Source organism: Nocardiopsis prasina DSM 43845 (genome assembly GCF_000341265.1).
In the GTDB taxonomy this organism is placed as follows: domain Bacteria; phylum Actinomycetota; class Actinomycetes; order Streptosporangiales; family Streptosporangiaceae; genus Nocardiopsis; species Nocardiopsis prasina.
On sequence record NZ_ANAE01000159.1, the window covers coordinates 39467 to 51188 of the forward strand.

General features: G+C 71.4%; 10 protein-coding genes. 3 read left to right on the top strand and 7 right to left on the bottom strand.

The features are described 5' to 3' along the window. Nucleotides 1-26: 26 nt before the first annotated feature. The 3 genes from D452_RS32035 to D452_RS0118525 all read right to left on the bottom strand — a co-directional run bounded on the left by D452_RS32035 (nucleotide 27) and on the right by D452_RS0118525 (nucleotide 2022). On the bottom strand, nucleotides 27-239 hold the full coding sequence (locus D452_RS32035; RefSeq protein WP_449289522.1) for a hypothetical protein: 213 nt from the start codon (nucleotides 237-239) through the stop codon (nucleotides 27-29). Next, nucleotides 236-862 (bottom strand): SURF1 family protein, encoded by a 627-nt coding sequence (locus D452_RS28605; protein ID WP_449289523.1) that lies wholly within the window; start codon nucleotides 860-862, stop codon nucleotides 236-238. The genes D452_RS32035 and D452_RS28605 overlap by 4 nt, the downstream gene beginning before the upstream one ends. Nucleotides 863-1026: 164 nt before the next feature. Next, nucleotides 1027-2022 (bottom strand): chaplin, encoded by a 996-nt coding sequence (locus tag D452_RS0118525; RefSeq protein WP_017545640.1) that lies wholly within the window; start codon nucleotides 2020-2022, stop codon nucleotides 1027-1029. 854 nt (nucleotides 2023-2876) lie between these two features. On the opposite strand from D452_RS0118525, the gene D452_RS0118530 reads away from it, so the two are divergent. Then, nucleotides 2877-4013: a CapA family protein gene (locus D452_RS0118530; RefSeq protein WP_017545641.1), complete on the top strand. Its 1137-nt coding sequence runs from the start codon at nucleotides 2877-2879 to the stop codon at nucleotides 4011-4013. An 86-nt stretch (nucleotides 4014-4099) separates the two neighbouring features. Here D452_RS0118530 and D452_RS0118535 read toward each other — a convergent pair whose 3' ends face one another. After that, nucleotides 4100-6082 carry an APC family permease gene (locus D452_RS0118535; protein ID WP_026129455.1) on the bottom strand — a complete coding sequence of 661 codons (1983 nt, stop codon included), beginning with the start codon at nucleotides 6080-6082 and terminating at the stop codon, nucleotides 4100-4102. 103 nt (nucleotides 6083-6185) lie between these two features. After that, entirely contained in the window at nucleotides 6186-7289 is a 1104-nt protein-coding gene (locus tag D452_RS0118540; RefSeq protein ID WP_017545643.1) for a GntR family transcriptional regulator, read from the bottom strand. 287 nt (nucleotides 7290-7576) lie between these two features. Between D452_RS0118540 and D452_RS0118545 the strand changes: the two genes are divergently transcribed. Further along, entirely contained in the window at nucleotides 7577-8749 is a 1173-nt protein-coding gene (locus tag D452_RS0118545; protein ID WP_017545644.1) for a DUF418 domain-containing protein, read from the top strand. Nucleotides 8750-8795: 46 nt separating this feature from the next. Here D452_RS0118545 and add read toward each other — a convergent pair whose 3' ends face one another. After that, nucleotides 8796-9824, bottom strand: a complete 1029-nt coding sequence (gene add, locus D452_RS0118550) for an adenosine deaminase (RefSeq protein ID WP_017545645.1) — start codon at nucleotides 9822-9824, stop codon at nucleotides 8796-8798. A gap of 165 nt (nucleotides 9825-9989) precedes the next feature. On the opposite strand from add, the gene D452_RS0118555 reads away from it, so the two are divergent. Continuing rightward, the gene (locus D452_RS0118555) at nucleotides 9990-10619 is read left to right on the top strand and encodes a hypothetical protein (protein WP_017545646.1); all 630 of its coding nucleotides are present in this window, start codon (nucleotides 9990-9992) and stop codon (nucleotides 10617-10619) included. Nucleotides 10620-10674: 55 nt separating this feature from the next. On the opposite strand, the gene D452_RS0118560 is transcribed toward D452_RS0118555, so the two are convergent. Next, nucleotides 10675-11722, bottom strand: a 1048-nt coding sequence (locus tag D452_RS0118560; protein WP_017545647.1) for an aldehyde dehydrogenase family protein, incomplete at its 5' end; no start/stop codon positions are given.

Consider the following 11722-nt stretch of genomic DNA (forward strand, 5'->3'; position numbering starts at 1 on the left):
GTTGCTCCTCGGGCTGCTGACGCGGCTCAGGTCCGGTTCGGCCGAGCGCTCCGCGCGGGCTCGGCCGGGCCAGCGGGCCCCTCCGGGTCCTGGGCGTCTCCGTCACCAGTGTCCCCGCTCCCGGGACCGTTCTCCTCGGCCTCGCGGGCGTCGCGGAGCTCACGGCGGATCAGCACGATCCAGCCCACCACGGCGACGACGCTGAACACCCACCACTGGAAGGCGTAGGAGGCGCTCATGCCGGTGTTCTCCTCGCGCAGGGCGATCCGCTCGGGCGCCTCCTCGGGCACGGGGTCCTGGGCGGTGAGCTCCACGTACCCGCCGTAGATCGGGTACGGCAGGGGCCCCGGNCCTCGGCCAGCCGGTCCATGTCCACGAACATGATCTGGCCCTCGGGCATACCGTCGCGCTCGCGCAGCCCGGTGTTCTCCTCGGTCTCGCCGAACTGGAGGCGCCCGGTCACCTGGACCTCGCCCTCGGGAACCGGGGGGGCGTCGGGGGTGTCCTGGGCGTTCTCGCCGCGCTCGATCCACCCCCGGTTGACCAGGACGGCCGTACCGTCCCCGGTGACCAGCGGGGTGAGCACGTGGAATCCCACTCCCTGGGAGCCGTCCCGGTTGCGGAGCAGGAGTTCGTTCTCCTGGTCCCACGTGCCGGTGGCCTCGACAGTGCGCCAGCGGTCCGACGGCGCGACGTCCTCGCCCACGGAGGCGAGCTGGTCCACGGCCACGGGGTCCGCGGCGACGTTGTCCCGTTGGAGGTTGACCGCCGCGCTGCGCAGCTCGGCCCGGTCCAGCTGCCAGAACCCCAGCCAGACGAAGGCGGGCACCAGGACCACGACCAGCGCGTGGAAGGCCAGCATGCGTGAGGAGAACAGGACTTTGAGCACGTCTTCGAGGTTATGAGACGTTCCCGGCCGCCCCGCACCGACCCCACACACGCGGACGGGGCCGCCGGTCTCCCGGCGACCCCGTGGGTCGGGCGCGTCGCGTCCGCGCTCCTGGCCCGATGCTCCGGGCGGGCCGACTACTCGTCGTCGGCGGTGGCGGCCCTGCGCTTGCGGGCGAAGTACAGACCGGCGCCACCGGCGCCGATCGCGGCCACGGCGGCGGCCACCAGGCCGCCCAGGGCGCCACCGGTCACCGCCAGCTCCTCACCGGCCTCCTGCTGGGGAGCGGGCTTCTCGTCGGTCTCCTCGGGAGTCTCCGGGACCTTGGGCTTCTCGGACTCCTCGGGGGTCTTCGGCTCCTCGGGCTTCTCGGACTCCTCGGGGGTCTCCGGCTCCTTCGGCTTCTCCGAGATGGTCTCCACGCAGGAGGCCTCGGCGATGCCGAGCACGGACACCGCGTTGCCGCAGATGTCGACGGCCGCGTTGACCGGCACCGAGACCTGGTTACCGCTGGCCACACCGTCGGCACCGCTCGTGGCGGCGGCGGGAGCACCCTCGTTGTCCGGGGAGGCGTGGATGATGTTGATGATCGTGGTGCACTGCGCGCTGGAGGCGCCCAGGACGGCGATGGAGTTGCCGCAGATCTCGATGGCGGTGTCCACGGGGACGGAGATCTGGTTTCCGCTGGCCACGCCACCCGAACCGTCGGTCGTCAAGGTGGAGGGAGCGTCCTCGGCCTCCTTCTCCAGGACCTCGACCACCTCCTTGCACTCGGCCTCGGAGATCCCGGCCACGGCCACGGAGTTGCCGCAGGCGTTCAGGGCGGCGTCCACCGGAACGATGATCTGGTTTCCGCTGGCCACACCACCCGAACCGTCGGTGCTGGCGCCCTGCCCGCTGTTCTCGTAGAGGACCTCGGAGACCTTGGTGCACGTGGCCTTGGAGATACCGAGGACGGCCAGGGAGTTGCCGCACAGGTTGGCCTCGACGTCGACGGGGACGACGATCTGGTTTCCGCTGGCCACACCGCCGGAGCCGTCGGTCTGGACGTCGGCGAACGCGGCGCTGAAGGGCGCCAGGACCAGCCCCGCGGTCAGTGCGGTGGCGAAGGTGTAACGGAACGTGTTTCGCATGGTGCGGCTTGGACCCTTTCACGATGTGCTGCCAGGGGATGCGCCGAGAAGCGCGAGCCGTGAGCCCGAGCCCGGCGACCGTCGATGCGGTCGCCCCGGGTCACACGGCGAGCGGACCCGTCCACGAAGACGTCGGGACGGCGGGGTGGCCCACTTGCTGAAGACATGGGTGTCGGCCCGGTTCTCACAAAGTACTTTCCGACCGGAACTGCCAACGGACCGAAACGTTAGCAGCCAAGGAGTCCGCGCAGGCCCATTCCGGAAATGTTGCCGCGAATCATGAACACCCTAAGCTCATGGGGTATTACGCAGAGTCATTCTTCCTGTTCAGGTGGGTTCGTTTCAACTCGCTGGGCCCTGAATCCGCGACAACAATCGCCACTCGAAACCCAGAGATCCCATCGAACGCACTCAACAAAGAGAAACTAACCGACTTCGTAGATTCGTTTCGGGCGAGTGATTCAGCGCCTCATACCCTGCGCACACAATTATGCGGATCGCACTTTATGCCCGAATGATCCCCCCTTTTCACGACCCTCCCCGGGGTCGCGAGCGCAACCACCACCGCCGAGTTCCACCAGCCACCCACGGCGACGCGCCACGAGCCACAAAAGACCCATAGGCACTGGTCAGGGCGACTTAACCTGGCCCGAAGCACCGTCGCCCCACTCACACCAACAGCACCACACACTCAAAGGACGTCACCTTCGGAGAGCAGCCCGAAGCATTCCGTAGTCGATCGGCGCGGGGCCAGGGACCCGCCGCGCGCACCTCCCACATGGGACCAACCGGAGGCAGCCGGGTCGCGTCCTACCGGAAGGACATGCACTCTGCGCTCCCTCACTGGAGCACGCATGAACCCAGAACACCCGCGCCCACGAATCCGCAGGTCGATCGCGGCCGGGGCCGCGACGCTCGCCCTCACCCTCGCCGCCTCCTGTTCCTCGGCGAGCGACCACGGCGAACTCGGCGCGGGATCCCTCGCCCCCGGCGCCGAGGGACCGGCGCGACCCCGGTCCTCCTCCGCCCCGGAGCCTGAGCCGGAGCCGGAACCCCTCACCGTCGCCTTCGGCGGTGACGTGATGTTCGAGGGACTGCTCCGCTCCCGCCTGGACGCCCCGGCCTCCGCCCTGGATCCGATCTCCACACACCTGTCCGCCGCCGACCTCGCCATGGTCAACCTGGAGACCGCCGTCACCGAGCGCGGCACACCCGTACCGGGCAAGGACTTCGTCTTCCGTGCGCCCGCCAGCTCGCTGGAGGCCCTGGACGCGGCCGGTGTCGACGTGGCCACCGTCGCCAACAACCACGGCATGGACTACGGCGAGCAGGGCCTGCTCGACACCCTCGACAACGGGGACGCCTCCCCCGTCGCCCTCGTGGGCGCGGGCCGGGACGCGGACGAGGCCTACACGCCGCACGTGGCCGAGGTCGACGGCCAGAGCATCGCCCTGTTCGGCGCGACCGACGTGATCGACGACCACCTCATCCCCGAGTGGACCGCGGGCGAGGGCAAACCCGGCCTGGCCTCCACCAAGGGCGAGATGCGCGCACGCATGGTCAGCGCGGTCTCCGAGGCCGCCGCCGAACACGACAACGTCGTGGTCTTCCTCCACTGGGGACTGGAGGGCGCGCACTGCCCGCTCCCGCACGCCCCGCAGCTGGCGGACGAGCTGTCCGAGGCGGGCGCCGCCGCCGTGGTCGGCGGCCACGCGCACGTGCTCTCCCCCGGCGGCTACCAGCGCGGCGCCTACGTCCACTACGGACTCAGCAACTTCGTGTTCTACAACTTCGGCGGCGCGACCGCCGAGACCGGAGTCCTCACCCTCACCTTCGACCAAGGCGACGTCACGGAGGCCGACTGGACCCCCGCCCGGATCCAGGGCGGCGTCCCGGTTCCCTACGAGGGCGAGAGCGCGGACCGGGCCCACCGGTCCTGGGTGGACATGCGCGCCCAGTGCGAACTCCCCCTGGCCGACTCCCCCGCCTGACCGGGCCCGCGGGCACCTGACCGGGTCGCGGAGTCACGAGCCGGACCCTCCCGAGGGGCCGGGGACACCAGCCCCGCCCCCTTGGGTCAGCTCACGTGCACCACGGGCCGACGGTCGGCGTCCAGCTCGTTCTCCCGCAGGATCTCCCGGGTGAAACCGGCGGTGCCACCGGAACCCAACACCAGGAACCGGAAGAACGCGCGCACCGGTGAGACCTCGGACCAGGCGAAGTAGCAGTGCGGGATGCTCCCCGTGGCGTCACGCACGCACAGCAGCACCGCCGCCAGCGCGTTGGGGACCGCGGGACTGCTCACCCGCAGCACCCGGTGCCCGTGCACCCACGTCCCCCGCACGGTGAGGGTGCCCTCGAAGTCCGAGGGATGGTGGACGCGCACCTCCAGGAACAGCGGGGTGATCTTCAGCGACACCGGGTTGAGCCGGTGCTGCTCGGCCTCGGTCGCCGCGTACTCGTCCGCCTCCCCCGAGCGCGGCCGGTTCGCGAAGAGGAGGAGCTTGCCGTGCCGCGCCGCCTCCCGGACGAACCGCCGGGCGGTCGGGTCCAGGTCGACCGAGTGCGCACGCAGTTCGGTACTGCGCAGGGCCCGCGAGACCAGCGACACGACGATGATCGCCACCACGAACAACAGCGCGATGGCCAGGCCGTCCGGGCGGCTCACGATGTTGTCCACCAGCGCGAACCCGAACACGACGGTCAGCACCGAGAACCCGACCGTCGCCGCCAGCGCCCGCCTGCGGTGCACGATGATGGTCACCGCCACCGCCGATGTCACCAGCATCGCCAGGATGCCCGTGGCGTAGGCACCGGACTGCGCGTCCACGCTGGCCCCGAAGGCGATCGTGATCACCATCGTCACGGCCGTGTACACCAGCACCACGGGCCGGACGGCGGTCCCCCACGCCGGGGCCATCCCGAACCGGGGCAGGTAGCGCGGCACGATGTTGATCAGCCCGGCCATGGCCGAGGCCCCCGCGAACCAGAGGATGAGGATCGTCGAGACGTCGTAGACGGTGCCGAACCCCTGCCCCAGCAGGTCGTGCGCCAGGTAGGCCATGACCCGGTCGGCCGCCGGACCGCCGACCTCCACGTCCGACCGGGAGACCAGCACCCCGCTGACGAAGGTGGTCGCCAGCAGATAGAAGCTCATGATGACCGCGGCGGTGGTGAGGAGCCTGCGGGTGGCCGCGATGCGGGCCCGCATCCGTTCCTCGTGGTCGGCGCCCTCCGAACTCACCAGCGGCATCATGCTCACACCGGTCTCGAACCCGGACAGCCCGAGGACCAGCAGCGGGAAGGCGAGCAGCACCACACCGGTGGTGGACCAGAGGCCGTCGCCGGTCAGGGACAGCTCCCACTGGGCCAGGGTCTGCGGGTGGGCGGCGATGTGCGCCAGGGCCGCCACCACGACCACCAGGTTCAACGCGAGGAACAGCACCACCAGGGGGATCGCCACCCGGACCGCTTCCTTGAACCCCGCGAGGAACACCGCACCCAACAGGGCGAGGAGCACCAGGGTGACCAGGACCGGGTGGTCGGCCACCGCCTGCGGGGTGTACGGATTGGCCGCCAGGTGCGCGGTGGCGTCGGCGGTGGACAGGGTGATGGTGACGATCCACGAGGTCGCCACGAAGCCGATGAGGCACAGGACCAGGAACTTGCCCCGCCACTCCGGCAGCAGGTGCGCCAGCATCGCCACCGAACCCTGCCCGTGCGGGCTGCGCTCGGCCACGCGGCGGTAGATGGGCAGCATGCCGAACAGGGTCAGCAGCACGATCAGCAGGGTGGCGACCGGCGACAGGGCCCCGGCCGTGAGGATGGCGATGCTGGGGAGGTAGCTCAGCGTGGAGAAGTAGTCCACGCCGGTCAGACACATGACCTTCCACCACGAGTGCTGCCGTTCGGCGCGCGGCCGGGACCCGGCACCGCCCACGTCGTCGACCTGGTGCGACGTCATCCACCGGCCGACCGCGGCCCGCCACCCCCCGCGCCGACGCCCCCGGCAGGGGACCTCCCAGTGGTACCCGTCCCGCGTGGCGTCCTGCTCCAACACGCCTCCCCCGACCGACACGTACGCGCACAAGTCTGCGGGGGGAGGCGGTCAAAAGGGGGCAGGTCGCGGGCGTGTCGGTGCCTGCGCGGGGACGTCGGGCGGTTCAGGGGGCGCCGGTGCCCTCCATCCAGGGCGTGAGCCCGTCCAGCAGACGCCGCATGCCGGACGCGAACATGCCGTTGACGTCGGGCGGGCCGGAGACGCTCAGCATGGTGGGGAATCTTCCCTCGGCGGCGAACCGCTGGAACAACGGGAATCGGGAGCGCCACCAGTGTTCGGCGTCCATGTCGTGTTCGTGCTCCTCCAACGCCACCCGCGTGGCCTGGAGCGCCATACCGGAGGTGTAGGCGGACACGATGGTGAGGATCTCGAGGGCCTCGTCGGGGGTGCGGCCCTGGGCGACGATCACCCGCATCATCCACTCACCGTTCCTCAGGAGCGCCGGGGTGACGACCCCGCCCGCCATCACCGTCAGCCGGGCGGCCCAGGGGTGCCTGCGGTAGATCTCCCACTCACGCACCAGGGCGACCTCGAAGGCCTCCCGCCAGTCGGAGGGCGGGGGCTCGGCCAGGGCGTGGACCGTGAAGAGGTGGTCGACGATCTCGGTGAGCAGTTCGCCCTTGCTCGCGACGTGCCGGTACAGGGCCATGGTGCTCACCCCGAGTTCGACCGAGACCCGGCGCATGGACAGGCCCTCGAGGCCCTCGGCGTCGGCGACGGCGATCGCGGCCAGGACGATGCCCTCGCGGGTCAGACCCGACTCGGGGTGGGGGCCGCGCTCCGCACGCGTGGTGGATCTCGGGCGCTCCCGTGATCCCCGCGTGCCACGCGCCTCCGCTACCCGGGGTACGGCCGGGTGCTGGGGTTCGCGGTCGGCCGGGTGCTGGGGTTCGCGGTCGGCCGGGTGTTGGGGTTCGCGGTCGGACGAGAGGTCGGTCGCCGGTCCGTTCTCCGGTCCCGGCACCCCCACGTCCGAGCCCGGGGCGCGGCTGACGACGGTGCCGACGCCCCGTACCGCCTCCACCCGACCCTCCCGGCGCAGGACCGAGAGCGCCTTGGTGGCGGTGGCCATGGCCACGCCCCACCGCCGGGTGATCTCCCGGGTGGAGGGAACCCGGCCGCCGGGCGGCAGCTCCCCCGAGTCGATGTCGGCGCGGATGTCGGCGATGATCCGCTCGTAGGGCGAGAGCCCGTCCTCAGCATCCATGCTGTCCTCTTCCGGCCACGTCACCATGCCTCACAAGTGTACTAGTGCACTTTGCCCCTGGAACACCGCAGCACACACGGCACCTTCGGCCGACACCCCCGAATCGACCCCCTAGTGCACTAGTGCATCCACTCACGTCTCCAGCAAAAATGGGGTTTTCCCTGGGGAACTTTCGTGTTTATAGTGTACGCACAAGGTGCACTACCCGCCGGGTCACACACGTCGGGGCCGAGCGCGTACAGCGTTCACCACGTGCGCCGCATCCACCACGGCCCCCGGAGACCACCATGACCCAGACGCCCGTGTCCACACACGGTGTGCCGGACACCGCCAACCGTCCCCTCGCACCGGACCGCCGCTCACTCGCCCCCGACCTCGCACGCGGGATCATGCTCCTGGTCATCGCGCTCGCCCACACGCACCTGTTCACCGTGTTCATCGGCGGCACCGAGACCACCCCGAGCGTCCTGGACCGGATCGCCACCGCGGGCACGGTGATGTTCGTGGACCTGCGCGCCTACCCGATGTTCGCGGCTCTGTTCGGCTACGGTCTCGCGCAGATCCACCGCCGCCGCACCGAACAGGGACGCGAGTGGCACTGGACCCGGGCCCTCCTGCGCCGACGCGGCTTCTGGCTCGTCGTGCTCGGCCTCGCCCACGGCGTGCTGCTCTTCCCCGGAGACATCCTGGCCGTCTACGGCGCCGTGTCCCTGCTCCTGGTCGGTGTGCTGCGGTTCCGCGACCGCACCCTGGTGATCATGGCCCTGGCCTGGCTGCCCCTGGCCGCGACCGCCCACGCCCTGGTCGCCGCCGAGGGAGCCGTGTCCGGCCTCGGCTTCCCCCTGATGCCCGACGGCCTCGTGAACGAGTTCCTCTTCCGGGTGACCGTCTACCCGGTCCTCATCGTGATGATGTTCCTGAGCACCGTCGTGCCCTTCCTCATCGGCGTGCTCGCCGCCCGGCACCGTGTCCTGGAGAAGCCGCACGAGCACCTTCGCCTGCTGCGCACGACCGCGCTGGTCGGCGTCCCCGTCGCGGTGCTGGGCGCGATCCCCTTCGCCCTGACGAAGACGGGTGTGTGGACCGACCCCACCGCGCTGGACATGCTGCTCGTCGCACCCCTGCACCAGGTGACGGGGTACGTGGGAGGCATGGGTTACGCCGCGCTCATCGCCCTGGTGGCCGTCCGCACGAACCACTCCCGGGGTCGGGTGACCGTCGCACTGTCCGCCCTGGGCCAGCGCTCCATGACCTTCTACCTGGCGCAGTCCGTGGTGTGGGCGGTGCTGTTCTCCTCCTACACGCTCCACGTGCAGCTCACGTCCCCGGCCGTCGGCGTCGGTGTGGCCGTGGCCGTGTGGGCGACCACCGTGGTCCTCGCCGACCTCATGCGCCGCCGTGGTCAGCGGGGCCCGGCCGAGACGGTGCTGCGCCACCTGACCTACGGGCCCGCCCGCTGAACCCGTGTCCGGGGCCCGGGGTTCCCGGGTCCCCGGCCCCGGGCCCTCAAGCCGCTCCGTGCCGTTCGGCGACGGCGTCGATCTCCGCCAGCAACGCGTGCCTGCGGGCCGCGCCCAGGTAGGAGGCGTGGACGCCGTTGCGGGCCAGGCGCACCAGCCCCTGGGCGCCCACCAGGTCGTGCGCGATCCCGTACTCCCCGCTCAGGTCGCTGCCGAACAGGGTGGGGTCGTCACTGTTGAGGGTGACCAGCAGACCCGCGTCGAGCATGGCGGGCAGCGGGTGCTCCTCGATCCGCTCCACCACGCGCGTGCGGATATTGGAGGTCGGGCTCACGTCCACCGGGATCTGCGCGTCCACCAGCCGCTCCACCAGCGCCTGGTCCTTCATCGAGTCGATGCCGTGCCCGATCCGCTCGGCGCCCAACAGGTCCAGGGCCTCCCGGACCCGCTCCGGCCCGGCCTGCTCACCGGCGTGCGGGAGGCTGACCAGCCCGGCCGCGCGGGCCCGGGCGAACACCTCGGCGTACGGAGCGAGCGGGGACTCCACCCCGCCGACCCCGAACCCCACCACGCTGGACGGCCCCTCCCTGAGCACCGCGTCCAGAGTGGTCTCGGCCGCCTCCACCCCGAAGTCCGCCGGGAAGTCGGGGATCCACCGCAGCTGGATGCCGTGCTCGCGCTCGGCCCGCACACGCGCGTCCTCGATCCCGTCGAAGACCACCTTCGCCGGGACACCGCGCATGAGGTGGGCGTACAGGCTCACGTGCACCTCCGCGTAGCGCACGTTCTGCGCGGCCAGCCGCTCGGCGACCACCGACGCCAGCAGGGCGAAGTCGGCCTCGTCCAGCAGGGTGCGCACCGAGGCCAGGTAGACCTCGACGAAGTGCGGGAAGTCGGTGAAGACGTACCACTCCCGCAGCTCCTCCAGCGTGCCGGGGAGGTCCGCCACCCGGTGCCTGGTGGCCAGCTCGAAGAGGGTCTCGGCGGGCATCGAGCCCTCCAGGTGGACGTGCAGCTCGACCTTGGGCAGGTCACGGACGAGCGGACGAAGGTCTGACGTGGGGTTCTGGTCCATGGCGCCAACCTAGGAGCACGGCCCGCCCGGTCGCCACCGGGGACGGGCAACCTGACGAAAGTTGGGGAACTCCGCTCTCGAACGCTGACCAAAGAGCATGGTGGCACCCCCTCCTACCCGCGTAGGTTCTGGAACCTCACCTCACAGTCCGCAAAGGAGCAGACGATGACCGCGCCCGACGCCGCACTGCCCCGACCCACCGGCACCCAGGTCCTCGGCTCCCGAGTCCGCGTCCACGCCCGGAACCGTCCGGTCGGCTTCGCGCTCGGCGGCGGACTCGTCGCGGGGGCGATGGTCGCGCTCCTGGCCCTGGTCTCCGCCGCTCCGGCACTGACCGACCCGACCGGCGCACCCGGCTGGCTGCTGGCCGGGGTCACGGTCGCCATGCTCGTGGCCGCCCTGGTGGTCGCCGGCCTCCTCGCCCTCTACGCCCGGAGTCTTCCGAAGGTGGCCGAGACCGACCCGGTCCGCTACGCCACCGCCCGGCTCCAGGCGGAGAGCGGCGAACTCGGCCCGGACCACGGGACCAACCGCCTGGCCCACCAGATGTCCACCCACACGGGGTACGGGAGCGACCCCCGTCACCACCTCGTCCCGCTGGTGGTGTTCCTGACCCTCGTGACGGTCCGGCCCCTCGCGGAGATCATCGGACCGGGCTTCGAGCCGCGGACGCTGGTCCAGCTCGCACCCGCCGTCGTGCTGGTGCTGCTGGTGGTCCCCGCCTACCGCCGCGCCATGGCGCGGTACGAACGGGTCGCGGCCTTCCGCCGCACGTACGAGGCGACCCACTCCTGAGCGCCGGGACGGCGCGGCGCCCGTGGGCCCCGGCCGCCCCGCCAACGGGATCCGCTCACTTCGACGGCAACCCGCCGTTCACCCTCTGGGGAACGGACAACGGATTGCCGTCCCGCAGCTCCGGCGGCAGCAGCGGCTGTGGAACGGACTGGTAGGTGACCGGCCGAAGGAACCGGCGGATCGCGGTGCTGCCCACCGAGGTGTGCGCGGGCGCGGTCGTGGCCGGGTAGGGGCCGCCGTGGGTCATGGCGTGGGTGACCGCCACCCCGGTCGGCCAGCCGTTCCAGATCACCCGCCCCGCGACGGAGGCGCCCAGGGCCAGGAGCGCCGGGGCCACGGGGTCGTCCTCCTCCCCGTGGACGGTGACGGTGAGCTGCCCGTGCAGGGCCCCGCCCACCTCCAGGAGACGGCGTTCGTCGGGATAGGTGACCACGAGGGTGGCGGGCCCGAAGCACTCGGTCAGCAGGTCCTCGGTGTGCTCCAGCAGGGAGTCCAGCTCCGTGCGCAGCAGGGTGGGTGACCATCCCTCGGCGCCTTCACGTCCCCGGACCAGCACCTCTGTGGCCGGGTGCGCGGACAGGGCGTCCACACCCCGGGCGAAGCCCTCGGCCACCCGGTCGTTGAGCAGCGGCGCCGCGGCCCGGCCCTCGAAGTCGGCGACCAGCGCGTCCAGCTTGGCGCCCTCGGGGACGAACACCACCCCGGGCTTGGTGCAGAACTGGCCCGAGCCCATCGTGGCCGAACCCGCGTAGCCGTCCAGGATCTCCTCCCCACGGGCGGCCATCGCCGCGCGGGTCACGAAGACCGGGTTGACGCTGCCGAGCTCCCCGTAGAACGGGATGGGTTCCGGACGCGAGACGGCGAGGTCGTACAGGGCGCGCCCGCCGGGGATGGACCCGGTGAAGCCCACCGCCCGTGTGAGCGGGTGGGTGACCGCGCGCCTGCCCGCCTCGAAGCCGTTCACCAGGGCGAAGACCCCCTCCGGAACCCCGGCGTCGGCCAGGGCGGCCACGACCAGCTCGGTGGTGAGTCGGGCCAGCTCCGGGTGGCCGGGGTGGGCCTTGACCACCACCGGGCAGCCGGCGGCCAGAGCGGAGGCGGTG